The 14,880-nt window shown below is 68.8% G+C and carries 17 protein-coding genes; 11 read left to right on the forward strand and 6 right to left on the reverse strand.

Annotated elements, in window-relative coordinates; all coding sequences use genetic code 11:
• Nucleotides 1–14 precede the first annotated feature (14 nt).
• Together AB0G28_RS02015 and AB0G28_RS02020 are read left to right on the forward strand one after the other, a co-directional pair.
• Nucleotides 15–596 (forward strand): hypothetical protein, encoded by a 582-nt coding sequence (locus AB0G28_RS02015; protein ID WP_361082021.1) that lies wholly within the window; start codon nucleotides 15–17, stop codon nucleotides 594–596.
• 74 nt (nucleotides 597–670) lie between these two features.
• Complete coding sequence (locus AB0G28_RS02020; RefSeq protein ID WP_361082354.1) at nucleotides 671–1,552, forward strand: hypothetical protein; 882 nt, start codon at nucleotides 671–673, stop codon at nucleotides 1,550–1,552.
• Here AB0G28_RS02020 and AB0G28_RS02025 read toward each other — a convergent pair.
• On the reverse strand, nucleotides 1,513–1,773 hold the full coding sequence (locus AB0G28_RS02025; RefSeq protein WP_361082023.1) for a hypothetical protein: 261 nt from the start codon (nucleotides 1,771–1,773) through the stop codon (nucleotides 1,513–1,515). The genes AB0G28_RS02020 and AB0G28_RS02025 overlap by 40 nt on opposite strands.
• A 173-nt stretch (nucleotides 1,774–1,946) precedes the next feature.
• Between AB0G28_RS02025 and AB0G28_RS02030 the strand changes: the two genes are divergently transcribed.
• From AB0G28_RS02030 to AB0G28_RS02065, 8 genes are all read left to right on the forward strand, one after another.
• Nucleotides 1,947–2,387, forward strand: a complete 441-nt coding sequence (locus AB0G28_RS02030; RefSeq protein WP_361082025.1) for a hypothetical protein — start codon at nucleotides 1,947–1,949, stop codon at nucleotides 2,385–2,387.
• Nucleotides 2,388–2,486: 99 nt separating this feature from the next.
• A complete protein-coding gene (locus AB0G28_RS02035; RefSeq protein WP_361082027.1) occupies nucleotides 2,487–2,939 on the forward strand; it encodes a hypothetical protein in 453 nt (150 codons plus the stop codon).
• On the forward strand, nucleotides 2,936–3,544 hold the full coding sequence (locus AB0G28_RS02040; protein ID WP_361082029.1) for a DUF3558 domain-containing protein: 609 nt from the start codon (nucleotides 2,936–2,938) through the stop codon (nucleotides 3,542–3,544). Before AB0G28_RS02035 ends, AB0G28_RS02040 begins: the two co-directional genes overlap by 4 nt.
• The gene (locus AB0G28_RS02045; protein WP_361082031.1) at nucleotides 3,544–4,767 is read left to right on the forward strand and encodes a hypothetical protein; all 1,224 of its coding nucleotides are present in this window, start codon (nucleotides 3,544–3,546) and stop codon (nucleotides 4,765–4,767) included. The genes AB0G28_RS02040 and AB0G28_RS02045 overlap by 1 nt, the downstream gene beginning before the upstream one ends.
• Entirely contained in the window at nucleotides 4,767–5,477 is a 711-nt protein-coding gene (locus AB0G28_RS02050) for an ESX secretion-associated protein EspG (RefSeq protein WP_361082033.1), read from the forward strand. Before AB0G28_RS02045 ends, AB0G28_RS02050 begins: the two co-directional genes overlap by 1 nt.
• 41 nt (nucleotides 5,478–5,518) lie before the next feature.
• On the forward strand, nucleotides 5,519–5,908 hold the full coding sequence (locus tag AB0G28_RS02055) for a PPOX class F420-dependent oxidoreductase (RefSeq protein ID WP_361082035.1): 390 nt from the start codon (nucleotides 5,519–5,521) through the stop codon (nucleotides 5,906–5,908).
• 3 nt (nucleotides 5,909–5,911) lie between these two features.
• The gene (locus AB0G28_RS02060; protein WP_361082037.1) at nucleotides 5,912–6,370 is read left to right on the forward strand and encodes an ADP-ribosylglycohydrolase family protein; all 459 of its coding nucleotides are present in this window, start codon (nucleotides 5,912–5,914) and stop codon (nucleotides 6,368–6,370) included.
• On the forward strand, nucleotides 6,367–6,630 hold the full coding sequence (locus AB0G28_RS02065) for an ADP-ribosylglycohydrolase family protein (RefSeq protein ID WP_361082039.1): 264 nt from the start codon (nucleotides 6,367–6,369) through the stop codon (nucleotides 6,628–6,630). The genes AB0G28_RS02060 and AB0G28_RS02065 overlap by 4 nt, the downstream gene beginning before the upstream one ends.
• Here AB0G28_RS02065 and AB0G28_RS02070 read toward each other — a convergent pair.
• From AB0G28_RS02070 to AB0G28_RS02090, 5 genes are read right to left on the reverse strand one after another with little or no spacing between them, the layout of a single operon-like run.
• Nucleotides 6,610–7,344 (reverse strand): ankyrin repeat domain-containing protein, encoded by a 735-nt coding sequence (locus AB0G28_RS02070; RefSeq protein WP_361082041.1) that lies wholly within the window; start codon nucleotides 7,342–7,344, stop codon nucleotides 6,610–6,612. The two genes, AB0G28_RS02065 and AB0G28_RS02070, sit on opposite strands and share 21 nt — an antisense overlap.
• Nucleotides 7,341–7,685 (reverse strand): hypothetical protein, encoded by a 345-nt coding sequence (locus AB0G28_RS02075; RefSeq protein ID WP_361082043.1) that lies wholly within the window; start codon nucleotides 7,683–7,685, stop codon nucleotides 7,341–7,343. Before AB0G28_RS02075 ends, AB0G28_RS02070 begins: the two co-directional genes overlap by 4 nt.
• Before the next feature lie 9 nt (nucleotides 7,686–7,694).
• On the reverse strand, nucleotides 7,695–9,785 hold the full coding sequence (locus tag AB0G28_RS02080; protein WP_361082045.1) for a putative T7SS-secreted protein: 2,091 nt from the start codon (nucleotides 9,783–9,785) through the stop codon (nucleotides 7,695–7,697).
• Nucleotides 9,785–10,378, reverse strand: a complete 594-nt coding sequence (locus tag AB0G28_RS02085; RefSeq protein ID WP_361082047.1) for a hypothetical protein — start codon at nucleotides 10,376–10,378, stop codon at nucleotides 9,785–9,787. The genes AB0G28_RS02080 and AB0G28_RS02085 overlap by 1 nt, the downstream gene beginning before the upstream one ends.
• Complete coding sequence (locus tag AB0G28_RS02090) at nucleotides 10,378–10,740, reverse strand: SseB family protein (RefSeq protein ID WP_361082049.1); 363 nt, start codon at nucleotides 10,738–10,740, stop codon at nucleotides 10,378–10,380. The genes AB0G28_RS02085 and AB0G28_RS02090 overlap by 1 nt, the downstream gene beginning before the upstream one ends.
• A 612-nt stretch (nucleotides 10,741–11,352) precedes the next feature.
• Here AB0G28_RS02090 and AB0G28_RS02095 point away from each other — a divergent pair.
• On the forward strand, nucleotides 11,353–14,856 hold the full coding sequence (locus tag AB0G28_RS02095) for a DNA-directed RNA polymerase subunit beta (protein ID WP_361082051.1): 3,504 nt from the start codon (nucleotides 11,353–11,355) through the stop codon (nucleotides 14,854–14,856).
• Nucleotides 14,857–14,880: the final 24 nt, after the last annotated feature.

The raw sequence follows: 14,880 nt of genomic DNA on the forward strand, positions 1-14,880 counted from the left end.
TACCCTGGAGAGCTATGAGTTCGGACGAGCCGGCCGCCACGGCGGTGCTGGAGGCCGAGGACCCGGCCCCGGCACCCGCGAAGGATCCCTCGCGGATCCTGGTGCTCGGGGCCGCGGCGCTGGCCCTGGCCGCCCTGATCGCGGCGGCGATCTTCGGGATCATGTGGTGGGCGGCCGCATCCGACGACAACGCCGACCTGGCGGCTTCGCGCGAGGCCGTGGTCAAGGCGGGCACCAACGCGCTCAAGGCGTACACCGAGGTCGACTACACCGATCTCGACGGCTTCTTCGCCCGGCAGAAGGCCGTGTCGGACGACAAGATGAGCCAGCAGATCGACCAGTCGGCGCCGACGTTCCGCAAGGCGCTGACCGACGCCAAGACGAAGGTCACCACGGACGTCCAGGACATCGCCGTCGAGGAGCTCGACGACCACGAAGGCAAGGCCAGCTTCCTCGCCGCCATCGCCACGACCGTCACCCAGGGCGACAAGAGCAGCGCGAAGCCGCTGCGCCTCGAGGTGTCGATGACCCGCGTGGGCGGGGAGTGGAAGCTGTCCGGCATCGACAGCGTCCCGCTCGTCGCGGCCGGCCAGTAGCGTCACCTCTTAAGGAGCTCGTAGTGCCCCCCTCCCGCCGCCAGCCGCCCCCTTCGCCGTCGCGCCGCCCCCGCGTGGCCGGTCTGCGCAAGCCCTCGGTGGACGAGACCGCCGCCGAGCGGGCCGGGCAGCTGCCCGCGGTGCCGTCCGCCTCGCCTGCGGAGCGGAAGCCGCGGCCGCGTCCGGCTCCTTCGCCGCGTCCGGTTTCGTCGTCCGAGTCCACTGAGGACACGGCGGTGATCGCGGCCGTCGACCAGGTCGACGCACCCGCTGAAGAGGCCCCGGAGCGACCGGCGCCCCGGCGGAAGAAGCGGGACGAGGGGACCGCGAAGCCGACGGACGTCTCCGAGGTCCCGATGGCCGACGAGCCGTCGCGGCCCGCGGCGGGAGCGCAGAAGCCGTACGTGGTGGCGGGCGCATTGGTGCTGGTGGCGCTGATCCTGGGCGGCTTGGCGTACTGGTTCCGGTCCGAAGAGGTCAAGGTCTCGTCGGCGACGAGCAACACGGCACTGCTGGACGTCGCGAAGACGGCACAGGTCAAGGACGCGGTGTCGAAGGCGGCCGAGGCACTGTTCTCGTACGACTTCAACAACATCAAGAAGACCGAGGACGCGGCGAACGACCTGCTGGCCAACGACGACGTCCGGAACAAGTACAACTCGCTGATGGGCGAGGTGAAGCGGCTGGCGCCGGCCCAGAAGATGATCGTGACGTGCAAGGTGACCCGCGCGGCGGTGATCATGCTGAACGGCGACCTGGCCAAGGTGATGGTCTTCGTGGACCAGACATCGACCCGCACGGACACGAAGAAGACGACGGCGGGAACGGCCCAGCTCCACCTGAACGCCCAGTTGCAGGGCGACAAGTGGAAGATCACGGACATGGACACGTACAACGCCCCGAAGGTCCCGGCGGCTCAGGCACCGTCCTCGTCGGCTCCGGCGCCGTCCAAGTAGGTCAGCGTTTCGCCGGCTTGGGCGGCGCTCGCCTGCAGCGCTTCCAGGAGCCGGCGGCGGACGAGATCGTCGTGCTCGTGCTTCACCCGGACCGCCGCGGCGTCCTCCGCCGGCAGGACGCACCCGGCGCACCGGGTGAAGGCCGGCCCGATCGGCGCACCGCAGCGGCCGCGTCCGTCGGCCGGTGGATCCGGGCGGCTCGGCCGCCAGTCGAAGGTCATGGGCCGAACTTCACGACGGAGAACTGCACGATGGTGGTCTCCGTTCCGCCGAGGTGACAGCCGATCCAGGGGAGATGGTCCCCCGGAATGTCGCATCGAGGTGTCGCCGCCGCCTTTGCCAGCTGCTTTGTGTCAGCGCGTTCCTGACGTCGGCGTGCGGAACCGGTCCGCTGGTGACGTACGACGCGGGCCCGGGCTGGACCCGCAGCGCGGACGCCCTGCGACTCGGCCCGGCGGTCTTCGAGGTGGAGAGCTACGGCCGGAGCCGCTGCGTGAACACGGAGCGGCCCGAAGGCTTGTTGGGAACTGGCTGGGTCCCGGGCGTCCAGGAGGTCGACACGGCGTTGACGAGGGTCCTGCGCGAAGGGCTGTTGCCGAGGCTGTTCGGCCCGCGCTCGATGGCAGTCGGCAGCACCTCGTCCGGCCGCGGCGCGACGACCATCGTGATCGAGGAGGGGTGCGTCCCGGTGGACCCGATGGCCGCCCCGGTGGTCCTGGACCTGCGCGGATACCCGACTCACGACCCCGCCGGCGTCGCGGTGGTGTTCCTGGTGGGCACGATCCGGGCGGAGATCCGCGCCCGGATCCTGACCTCCGTCCGGGTGATGCGCTGAACCGGGTGGAACGACTGACTCACTCCCCGTCGTCTGATAGCGTGATTTGCTGACCGAGTGTGTTCGGGCGCTCACGAGAGCTTCGGGGAGGAAGTTCCGATGCCTGATTTCGCGCGAAGCTTGACGGGTTCGGCGGGGTACCGGGTACCAGCCGACGACCCGTCGTTCAAGGGCGTCTATGCAGCGGAGATCCAAGCTCTCCAGGAACGCCTCAACCGGGCGACGGCCGGTGGTGGTATGGGTGGGTTCAAGCTGGACGTGGAGCAGATGCAGACGCTGCTGCCCCAGTGGAAGGACCTCCGCGACACGCTCGTCGACCTTCGGAGGTTGGGGAACAACCTCAAGGTGGTGGCCTCGCCCGCAGCCGACGAGTCGAGTATGGCGAACAACAACGCTGTGCTTACCCATGCGGAGCTGTATCAGCGCAGTATTGAACAGCAGCGAGACTATGCGATCGAGTATGTGAAATCGATCGAGAAGATGATCGAAAAGTATCAGCATGCCGATGATTCGGCGACGCGTTCGTTCAACGTCATGGGGACTGAGCTGTGAAGCGCTGCAAGCTTGCAATGGTGTTGGCGGCGGCCATTCTGGTGGCCGGATGCTCGACCGACGTCACCGGTCATGCCACACCATCGACAGATGCGGCGACTTCAGCGAATCCTGGGGGAGACGGTTTGGGTGTGCCGAAGGTTGCGCAACCCATCGACACAGCTCGCTACGAGAAGCAGCCATGCGCGGCGCTCACCGCAGGGCAGCTTTCGCAGCTGGGTATCACAACCCAGCCCAAGCCGGACTTGGCGAACAAGTTGGGCCCGAGCTGTGAATGGAATGCTTTCGATCAAGCCGGGTTTACGATCGGTGCGACACTTTTGACCGTCGGCAGCAGTCTCGCCAAGGTCTACAAGCAGCACGACCAAGGCCAGTGGCCGTTCTTCAAGCCCGTTGCCGATGTTTCGGGGTATCCAGGTGTTCTGCTGGACTCCCTGGACGCGCAGCCCAAAGGTAAGTGTCAGCTGGTTGTCGCCGTGCGCGACGATCTCGTCTACAGCGTGCAGGGCGACTTGGATCCCGACTCAACGGACTACGCCAACCCATGCTCGATTGTCCAGAAGGCTGCCGAGATGGCGGTGTCGACCATGAAGGCCGGTGCGTGATGACCGAGTACACCGCGCAACAGATCGTCGACTTCCTCAAAGCCGGCGACGGTCCGGACAGCCTGTTCGAATCGAGCCAGCTTGCGCAGCAGCTGGCCGCCAAGCACGTTGAAGCGCGGGACATGATGACCCGTCTCCAATCCGCCATGAGCGAAGCCTGGTCCGGCGATGCCGCCGCCCAGGCGCTGGCCGGAGCCGGGCCACTGCTTGCCGCCTCCGAGGTCAGTGCCGTTCACCTCGCCGCTGCTCAAAACTCGCTCATGACCCAAGGTGCCGACTACGCCGACCTGCGGAACAAGGTCGGTGACGGGCCTGGGCCCCAGCCTCAGGAGGACTTTCTCAGCCGGACCTTCCCGATGCTCACCGACAAGGACGAGCAGATCGCCGGGTGGAATGCCAAAGCCCAGGAAGTCGTCCAGCACTACGGCACCTATGCCGGGCAGAGCGGGGAGAATGCCGCCGGTCTGCCTCAGGACTATGGCGAACTGACTCTCCCCGCCGGTGGTGCCGACATCGAACACGCCGAGAAGCCGACTGCCGTCACCCCTCCCGCCGGGCGTGACGACCGTCAGACGCCCACCAGCCGCACCACTCAGGTCGAGCATCGCGGCACCGATCCGTCCAAACAGGACGGGCAGGAAAGGCAGCAGCGTCCGAACACGGACACGAACACCACCGTGCCTGGCCAGCAACGCCCCGCCGCCGGTCAGGACGACACCACCCGGACCACCGGTCTCACCCCGGTCGCGCACACCGGCCCCGGCGATGCCGCGATCCGGCCCAACCCGATCAACCCCGGCTTCGGCCGCGACGGTGGATCCGGCGACATCAACGCCCGCCTCGGTCCGGGCGTGCCCGTGATCGACGGCCCAGGCGGGACGGGCCGCTTCGGGACACCCGGCACCGGCACCGGCAACGAACCCGGCGGCGCCCGCACCGGCAGCGAGCCAGGACGCAGTGGACGCGGCGCCATCGGAAGCGAACCCGGCGGCCGCAGCGGCACCGGACGGTTCGGCGAACCCGCTGTCGCACGGCCAGGCGCCGCCGGCGCGGCCGGGAAACCCGGCGCCGGCGCCATGGGCGGCCCCCTCGCACGCGGCGGCGACAAAGAGGAGGACAAAGAGCACAAGCGGCTCGACATCCTCCAGGAACCCGACCCCGACGAGCTGTTCGGCGGCTTCCCCGACGGCATGAAGCCGGTTCCGCCGACCATCGGCACCTGATGGTCGTTCGGCAGGAAACCGTCCTGGACGCGGGGAGCGTGCACTGGGCGGCCGAACGGCTGGGGCTCACGCTCCCGGCCGTGCTCGCTCCGGAGCCCGTGTGGCGGAGTCCCGATGCGGAGGCACAACGGGTCGAAGCCGCGCGGGAAGAGCTGGCCGCCGAAGGTTTTCTCGATCAGGGCGAGCCCGGTGAGGACCTCGAGGACAGCCTGCGGCTTCTCTGCCGCGCTCCGGCCGAGGTGTCGGCCTACGTGCAGAGCGAGGAGCTGACCTACCGGCTGCACGCCGCCGCCGGGCGGCGGTCCGGGGCCTTCGCCTGCTACCTGCCCCACGAACGCCGGATCCTGCTTCGGCCCGCCCGGCTCGAGGCGCTGGCCAGGGTGGTCGTCCGCGAGCTGCCCGATCACCCGCCCGCGCGGTCCGTCTCCTACTCGGTGCCGCTCACCGAGCTGACCGTCCCCGAACCCCACGGCGACGCCGCCCGCGTGGCGGCGATCTTCACACAGCCGCGGTACGCCGGCGGGCAGGTCTTCGCCGCCGTCCGGGACCACCGGGGGCATCGCCGCAGCGAACCCGTCACCTTCGTCGACACCGACCAGGGGCGCTGGCTCAGCCACCTCTCCGCGGACGGCCGGTTCGTGATCACCGTCGGCGGCTCCGACGCCGCTCTGACCGCCAAGCTCGACGAGCTGAGGCACGAACTGGCCTGAGGCCACGCCGATAAGGTCGGCCGGTAAAGAAAGGGGCATCGATGAGCGTCATCCCGGACAGCCACCGCGACCTGCTGGAGCGGCCGCTGTACGCCCACCTCGCCACAGTCCGGCCGGACGGGAAACCGCAGGTCAACCCCATGTGGTTCGCCTGGGACGGCGAGTACGTCCGCTTCACGAACACCACGGTCCGGCAGAAGTACAAGAACGTGACCGCCCACCCCGAGGTCGCGTTGTCGATCAACGACCCCGAGCAGCCCTACCGGTACCTCGAGGTCCGCGGCACGGTCGAGCGCATCGACGACGACTCGAAGGGCGAGTTCTTCGCCGAGCTGGCCGACCGCTACGGCCTGAAGCTGGACGGCCCGCCCGGAGACGTCCAGCACCGCGTCGTCTACGTCGTGAAGCCGACGTCGGTCAGCAAGCAGTAGCCGGTGGGAGTCGAGCAGGCCTACGCGACCCTGGTCGGCCTGGCGGTCGGGGACGCGTTCGGCGCGCAGATTCTCCTGCCCGGCGACCACCCCGACGTGCGGGCGCGGCGGCTGCCGCCGACGCCGTGGGGCTGGACCGACGACACGGAGATGGCCTGCTCGATCTTCGCCGTCTTGAAGCGTCACGGTGTCATCGACCAGGACGCGCTGGCCCGGTCGTTCGCCGCCCACTTCGACCCGGACCGCGGTTACGGCTCGGGCGCCGAGTGGCGGCTCAACCAGATCCGCGCGGGGCAGCCGTGGCAGACGGTCAACGTCCCCAACGGCCGCGGCTCCTGGGGCAACGGCGCCGCGATGCGCGTGGCGCCGCGTCCCCGGGACTCGCCGGTCCGGAGCTGCTGCACCAGGTCATTCCGCTCGTCCCGCCCGGCCGGGTCCGCGACGGCCTCACGCTGGCAGTGAAGATCGCCGACGCGGGCGAAGCCGCGGACACGCTGGGCACGGGCCGGGAGATCGCCGCGCACGACACGGTGCCGCTCGCCCTGTGGATCGCGGCCCGGCACCCGGCGAGCTACGTCGACGCCCTCTGGACAGTGGCCCAGCTCGCCGAGGACGTCGACACGGTGGGCGCGATCGTCGGCGGGATCCTCGCCGCGGGCGGGACGCCGGTGCCCCCGGACTGGCTCGCTGCCTGCGAACCCTTACCGTCCTGGCTCGGGTGACCGGACGATCGGCGGAACACCGGGAGCATCGATCCGCTCCTCGACGAAATGGACGCTGGAGCTGGTGACCCGGTAGCGCAGTGACCAGCCGCCGGCGCGGCTGAAGTTCGTCACCATCAGCTCGGTGCCCTGGAGTTCGATCTCGATGCCGCCGTACTGACCCGGCACCGGGAACCACAGCTTCGGGACGGCCAGCTCGGTGATGGGCGCCAGCTGCGGGAGCCGGAGTTGCTGCCGCAGCACGAAATCGGCGTAACGGCCGCCGCGGATGAGCATGGTGAGGTGCTCTTCGAGGCCGCGGAGGACGTCTTCGGGGAGCGGATGCCGGACGACCGGCCGCAGGATGTCGAGGAGATGCGTGTGGCCCCGATCCCGCGCGATGTCCAGCGGAGTTTTGCCTGCCGCCGTCCGGAGCGTTCGCCAAGCGCCGAGTGTGATCAACCGCCGCGCCGTGTCGACCGGCGCGCCATGCCAGGCGACTTGATGCAGTGGCGCGAAACCTCGGGTGCCGCCGAGCCTGGTCCGGTTGACCAGCGTGCCGTGGGGCTCCAGTAGCCCGAACAGTTCTGTCCACCGGCCATCCCGCGCCGCGTCGGCGATCTTGTCGCGCTCCTCGGCCTCGGAATCACTGGCGCCGGTCCGTGAGACCCGTCCGTCCCAGCTGCGGTCGAACCACTGCGCCGGGCGGCGGTCCTCGTGCTCGCGTGCGGTCAAGAATCAGAGCCTTCTTTGCCTTCGGTTTCTCCGGCATCTCCGCCCGATGACTGCCGCCGTGACTTGCGCTCATGAACGGGGTACGGAGTCCCGTCAGGAGCGATCCCAGGGGCGAAGTCGTACCTCTCCGGCCGTGCCGGCATTTCAACAGGAAGTTTCTTCTGCTCCTCTACTGCTTCATCCAATATCTCCAGAATCTCGCGGCTTCGTTCCGACGGAACATAGTCCTTGTCCCGCTCCGCATATTTCTTGGCCAGTTCCATGCTGCGGGCATGCTCGGCTTCCTTGATGGCCTCTATCTCTTCGAGGCTTGGGTGGCGCCTGGGGTTCTCGTTTTCCATCCTCGGCTCCTAGCTTACGTCGGTGAGTTTGATTCGCCATTGCTTCGCCGCCGCGTCATAGGCGGCACGTTCGACGAAGAACTTGGTTCCCGGCGGGAAGAGTACTTCGGACTCGCTGAGCGCCTTCTCGGACAAGTCCTTGATGAGGCGTCCGCTCGTGGAATATATGTCGAACTGGACGTTGCCGGGAAATGGCTTCACGGTATCCGTGCTGAAGAATGCCGGCTCTTCGATCACTTTCCCTGGTGAATACTTGTCGAGCAAGCTTGCCAAGTCGTCGCCTGAGCGCGTGATGCCTCGGAAAACCGATCCCTCGTAGGCGGGTAGCTGGTTGAGGCCGGACATCGCCGATTTCGCGTGGGCGTCATACCTGTCGATCAGTCCTTGGTCTCCGGTTCGTAGTCCCTCGTTCATTTCATGGTAGTAGTGATCGGTCGTGTAACCTCGGATGCCGACGAGATCCTCTTCGGGAATGTGCCCGAACTCGGGGTGATCTTCGAGTATCCTGCGTACCTCTTCGGCGTCCCGCTCGTAGTACTCGTAGTTCTCACGATACGTCGCGTGGTCCGAATCGGTCGTTCGGAACTGGGGATCCGCGTAGTCGGGTGGAGGTGGATGGTCGGCGGGCGACGGTGCACCGCTGTCGTGATGCGGGGAGTGATGGCCGTCCAGCTTGCTTCCGATGTCGCCCGGCTCGTGCGCGACCACCTGTTCGCCGTCGAGCTTGCTGCTGATGGTGCCGTGGTCCGGCGGGTTCGCGAGTGGGTCTTCGTGCTCGAACGAGTCCCAGTCCTCGTGGTGGTGCCGGGGGATGCCCGGGTGTTCAGCAGGCTGCCCGGCAACTGCGATGTCGTCACCGTGGCCCGCCGGGCCGAAGTCGTGACCTGTCGGACCGAGGTCTTCTCCGAGGGGGCCGAAGTCCTCGACGGGAGCTGGGCGCTCGGCGAACCCCGCGGGTCGCTCGGCACCGACAGCGGCCTCGCGGCCCGCCGTCACCGCTGCCGACTCCGCCGCTTCCTCGCCGACCGCGGCGACGCGCTCGCCCGCCGCTCCCGCGCCGTCCGTGGCCACCGCCAGGGCGACGTTCGGGACCAGCTTGCCCATCGCCTCGAACGGGTCGCTGCCCCAGCCGTCGCCGAGCATGCCCTTCAGCATGTCCAGGGGGTGGTTCGCCGTGTGCAGCAGGCCGGCCGCCGTGCCCGACAGGCCCGCGAGGTACTCCGCCGGGTGCGTCAGGTTGTACGGGTCCAAGGGGTTGAGGGACCGGCCGAACTTCAGGATGCCGCCGGCGCCCTTGATGATGCCGCCGTAGAAGTGGACGACGCCGTCCTCTCCTTCCTGGAGGAGGTCGGCGCCTTCGGCGAGCAGCCGGTCGGTGAAGCGCGGCTCCGCGGGCGCCTTCGCCGTGGCCTGCTCCAACGCCGCTTTCGCGCGGTCGCCCTCGGCGTTGCGGCGGGTGCGGGCGTCGTTCAGCAGCTGCTGGGCCCGGCCGCGTCCCGCCGCGCCCGGGTCGGTCGACGCGGCGGGCTGCCCGCCCAGGATCACCTGCTGGTTGTACTCGGCGGACTGCCGCTGAGCCGCGGCGAAGAGCCGTGCGGCCTCTCCAGCCTGCTGTTGTGCCCACTGCACGACGTCGGCGAAGGCCGTCAACGCGGCCGACGCCCGCGTGCACGCCTCCGCGGCGTCGGACCACTGCGTCGGGTGCTGGTGGTACCCGGCACGGAACTTGTCCGCGGCTTCGCCGGTCCAGTGGGCGGTGTCGATCCGCCGGAGCCCGTCGGCCGTCTTGCCGAACGCCGCGCCGAACTTCGCCAGGTGCCCGGCTGCCGCCCGCAACGCTCCGGGGTCGCCGTGGACGAGCTTCGCCGGGTCGTCCGTCTGCCCGAGCCGTGCCTCGCCGACCTCGGCGCCCAGCGTGTCCGCGACGTCGTCGCCGAAGCCTTCGACGGCCTCGGCCGCGGAGTGCAGGCCGACCGCGTCCAAGCCGTCGCCGACGACGTGCGCGGCCTTGTCCGCGACGGCGCCCACGCCGCGGCCGACGGCTTCGATCCCCTCCTCGGCGCCCTCTTCGATCTCGTCGAGGAACTCCCAGATCCCCATCACCGCTCCTCGGGGGCCGGGCCGAAGACGTCATCCTCGGCCTGGGCGAACTCGTCACCCGCGCCGGCCAGCCCGGCGGCCGTCTTGCCCAGGCCCAGCGGCCCTTCGGCGAGGTCACGGCCCTCGGCCTTCCACTGCGCCGCCATCTGCTCCCCGGCCTTGTCCCACGACTCGGCGCTGTAGTCCGGGCGCTCCCCGTCGGCCAGCTGCTGCCAGGACTGCTGCTCCACCTGTTCGTCGCTCAGGTGCGGGTTGCCGCCGGCGTCGACGGCCAGGTCCTTGAGCAGGCCGACCGCGTACTGCTCCATGTCGTGGTAGCGGCCCGCGGCGAGGCCGAGGCGCTCGGCGATCTGGTTCCCGTCCTGGACCAGCGTCCGCACGCCCCACTCCCAGCGCTCGCAGAACTGCTCGAACGCGTCCCGCAGCCCGGCGTGCCCCGCTTCGAGGCCCGACAGCTCCAGTTCGGAGAACCCGCGCCCGGCCTCGGCGCCTTCGGCGAACCCGAGGGCCTTGAGCTCGGTGATCGCCTCGGTGATCCCGTCGGCGGTCTCCCGCAGCGCGGCCGGTTCGAGGCCATACCCTTCGCCGGCCATCACGCGTCCAGCGCGAACTCGTCGGGCACGATGCCGCGCATCGGCGGCAGCAGCATCGGCCGGTCGCCCGCGACGTCGAGGGCGACGCCCACCGGGGCCACGTTCAGCAGCCGCCGGCCCAGGGTGGTCAGGTAGGGCTGCTCGGCGTCGCCGTCACCGCCGCGGGCCAGCGTCCACGCGGCCAGCTCGGCGGGCGAAGTGAAGGCGAAGACCCAGCGGATCCCGCCCGCGTCGGCCGCGGTCAGCAGGCCGCCCGGCTCGAGCGGGACGAGGACGACGGTCGTGCGGAAGGCCTCGACCATGGCCTCGCCGTCACCCGCACCGGCGCGGACGCGCTCGATCAGGTCGGTCAGATCGGACATTTCGGTTACCCCTCGATCACGAATGATCTCCCTCCGTGCACAGTAACCAGTCGCGGCCGCGGGCAGGACTGGTGTGACGTGTGTGGCACCCGGGGTGATGACGGAAGTTCCGATCCGGCCCGGCACGGGAAGGCGGATCTCCGCGCGCCGGTCCGCGGAGATCGTGGTCACGGGGTCGGGAGGGGCGACAAATCCGCAGGTCGGGCCGCATTGCTGGCGCTACTGGCCGGTAACCGGAATGATATTCGGCCGCTTACGCTCCGCTGAACCTCTCCGACGCTGCGCCAACCGGGCCGACCCCCGTGTGGCATCTTGACTCCGGCGCCCGGTGGGTTCACGCTTACTCCCGACGGCGAAACCGGCGGCCCTTGCGGGAGGGACAACCGGTCAGCCTGGAGGCATACCTGAAGACGTCGCGAGGCAGGCTGGGCCCCATCGGGAGCGCCCCCTGGACAGACCGCGCCGTTCGGGCTAGACTGCCTCTTTGCGCTGCCCTCTTTCAGGCTGCCCGGAGCCGGTAGTTAGGATAGTGGGCACACGGCACCCTTGACAGTCACTCATAGCTGTTGCTATGGCGGCTGCCACCGCTCATTGTCCCCGGAAGGACGCATCTTGGCAGTCTCTCCCGCGAACCAGGCCACTGCTGCGACCACCTCGGCTGAATCTCGCTCGGAGTCCACGGGAATCCCCGGCGCGCCCAAGCGGGTTTCCTTCGCAAAGATTCGCGAACCCCTGAACACCCCCAACCTGCTCGACGTCCAGATCCAGTCGTTCCAGTGGTTCACCGGGGACGAAGCGTGGTTCGAACGCCGTGTCGAAGAAGGTGAAGAAAACCCGGTCGGCGGCCTCGAAGAGGTCCTGAACGAGATCTCCCCGATCGAGGACTTCTCCGGTTCGATGTCCCTGTCCTTCTCCGCCCCGCGCTTCGACGAGGTCAAGGCCTCGATCGAGGAGTGCAAGGACAAGGACATGACGTACGCCGCCCCGCTGTTCGTGACGGCCGAGTTCGTCAACAACAACACGGGCGAGATCAAGAGCCAGACGGTCTTCCTGGGCGACTTCCCGGTCATGACCGACAAGGGCACGTTCATCATCAACGGCACCGAGCGTGTCGTCGTGTCCCAGCTGGTCCGCTCGCCGGGCGTCTACTACTCCAAGGACGTCGACAAGACGACGGACAAGGACGTCTTCAGCGTCCGCGTCATCCCGAGCCGGGGCGCCTGGCTCGAGTTCGACGTCGACAAGCGCGACACCGTCGGCGTCCGCATCGACCGCAAGCGCCGCCAGCCGGTCACCGTGCTGCTGAAGGCGCTCGGCTGGACCACCGAGGCGATCCGCGAGCGCTTCTCCTTCTCGGAGACGCTGCTGGCCACCCTCGAGAAGGACCACACCGCGGGCACCGACGAGGCGCTGCTCGACATCTACCGCAAGCTGCGCCCGGGCGAGCCGCCGACGAAGGAGAGCGCGCAGACCCTGCTGGAGAACCTGTTCTTCAAGGCGAAGCGCTACGACTTGGCCAAGGTCGGCCGGTACAAGGTCAACAAGAAGCTGGGCCTCGAGACGCCGTACGACACCGGGACGCTGACCGAAGAGGACATCGTCACGACCATCGAGTACCTGGTCCGGCTGCACGCCGGCGAGGACAAGATGACCGCGGCGAACGGCACCGAGATCCCGGTCGAGACCGACGACATCGACCACTTCGGCAACCGGCGCCTGCGCACGGTCGGCGAGCTGATCCAGAACCAGATCCGGGTCGGCCTCTCCCGCACCGAGCGCGTCGTGCGCGAGCGCATGACGACGCAGGACGTCGAGGCGATCACCCCGCAGACCCTGATCAACATCCGCCCGATCGGCGCGGCGATCAAGGAGTTCTTCGGCACCTCGCAGCTGTCGCAGTTCATGGACCAGAACAACCCGCTGTCGGGCCTGACGCACAAGCGGCGTCTGTCGGCCCTCGGCCCGGGTGGTCTGTCCCGTGAGCGCGCCGGCATGGAGGTCCGGGACGTCCACCCGTCGCACTACGGCCGGATGTGCCCGATCGAGACGCCGGAAGGCCCGAACATCGGCCTGATCGGCTCGCTCTGCTCCTACGCGCGGGTCAACCCGTTCGGCTTCATCGAGACGCCGTACCGCAAGGTCGTCGAGGGCCGGGTCACCGACCAGGTCGACTACCTGACCGCGGACGAAGAGGACCGGTACGTCAAGGCCCAGGCCAACGCGCCGATCTCGGACGACGGCACCTTCGTCGAAGACCGGGTCATGGCCCGCCGCAAGGGTGGCGAGGTCGAGCTGATCGACCCGCTCGACATCGACTACATGGACGTCTCGCCGCGGCAGATGGTCTCGGTCGCGACGGCGATGATCCCGTTCCTCGAGCACGACGACGCGAACCGCGCGCTGATGGGCGCGAACATGCAGCGCCAGGCCGTGCCGCTGCTGCGCAACCAGGCCCCGTACGTGGGCACGGGTGTGGAGCTGCGCGCCGCGGTCGACGCCGGTGACGTGCTCGTCGCCGAGCAGGCCGGTGTCGTCGAGGAGCTCTCGGCCGACCTGATCACGATCATGCACGACGACGGCACCCGGAAGAGCTACGGGCTGTACAAGTTCCGCCGCTCCAACCACGGGACCTGCTTCAACCACCGCCCGATCGTGAACGAGGGCGACCGGGTCGAGCAGGGTCAGGTCATCGCCGACGGCCCGTCCACCGAGAACGGTGAGATGGCGCTCGGCAAGAACCTGCTCGTCGCGGTCATGCCGTGGGAGGGCCACAACTACGAGGACGCGATCATCCTCTCCGAGCGCCTGGTGCAGGACGACGTGCTGACGTCGATCCACATCGAGGAGCACGAGATCGACGCCCGCGACACCAAGCTGGGCGCCGAGGAGATCACCCGGGACATCCCGAACGTCTCCGAGGAGGTCCTGGCCGACCTCGACGAGCGCGGCATCATCCGGATCGGTGCCGAGGTCCGCGACGGCGACATCCTGGTCGGCAAGGTCACGCCGAAGGGCGAGACCGAGCTGACCCCGGAGGAGCGCCTGCTCCGCGCGATCTTCGGCGAGAAGGCCCGCGAGGTCCGCGACACCTCCCTGAAGGTGCCGCACGGCGAGACCGGCAAGGTCATCGGCATCCGCGTGTTCTCGCGCGAGGACGACGACGAGCTGCCCCCGGGCGTCAACGAGCTGGTCCGCGTCTACGTGGCCCAGAAGCGCAAGATCCAGCCGGGCGACAAGCTCGCCGGCCGGCACGGGAACAAGGGTGTCATCGGCAAGATCCTGCCGGTCGAGGACATGCCGTTCATGGAGGACGGCACCCCGGTCGACATCATCCTGAACACCCACGGTGTGCCGCGACGGATGAACATCGGCCAGATCCTCGAGCTGCACCTGGGCTGGCTGGCGTCGCAGGGCTGGACGATCGAGGGCAACCCGGACTGGGCGAAGAACCTGTCGCCGGAGCTCTACGACGTCGCGCCCGGCACGAACACCGCGACCCCGGTGTTCGACGGCGCGAAGGAAGAGGAGCTCACCGGGCTGCTCGGGGCGACCAAGCCGAACCGCGACGGCGAGCGCATGGTCAAGGAGAACGGCAAGGCCACGCTGTTCGACGGCCGCTCCGGCGAGCCGTACCCGTACCCGGTGTCGGTCGGCTACATGTACATCCTGAAGCTGCACCACCTGGTCGACGACAAGATCCACGCCCGCTCCACCGGCCCGTACTCGATGATCACGCAGCAGCCGCTGGGTGGTAAGGCGCAGTTCGGTGGCCAGCGCTTCGGTGAGATGGAGTGCTGGGCGATGCAGGCGTACGGCGCCGCCTACACGCTGCAGGAGCTGCTGACGATCAAGTCGGACGACGTGGTCGGCCGCGTCAAGGTGTACGAGGCGATCGTCAAGGGGGAGAACATCCCCGAGCCGGGCATCCCGGAGTCGTTCAAGGTGCTCCTCAAGGAGCTCCAGTCGCTGTGCCTCAACGTCGAGGTGCTCTCCAGCGACGGCGCGGCGATCGAGATGCGCGACTCCGACGACGAGGACCTCGAGCGCGCCGCGGCGAACCTCGGCATCAACCTGTCCCGCAACGAGTCGCCCTCGGTGGACGACGTCGTGCACTGACCGGAGCTGAGGCGGGGCCTGCCT

Source organism: Amycolatopsis sp. NPDC021455, assembly GCF_040640995.1.
Classification (GTDB): Bacteria; Actinomycetota; Actinomycetes; order Mycobacteriales; family Pseudonocardiaceae; genus Amycolatopsis.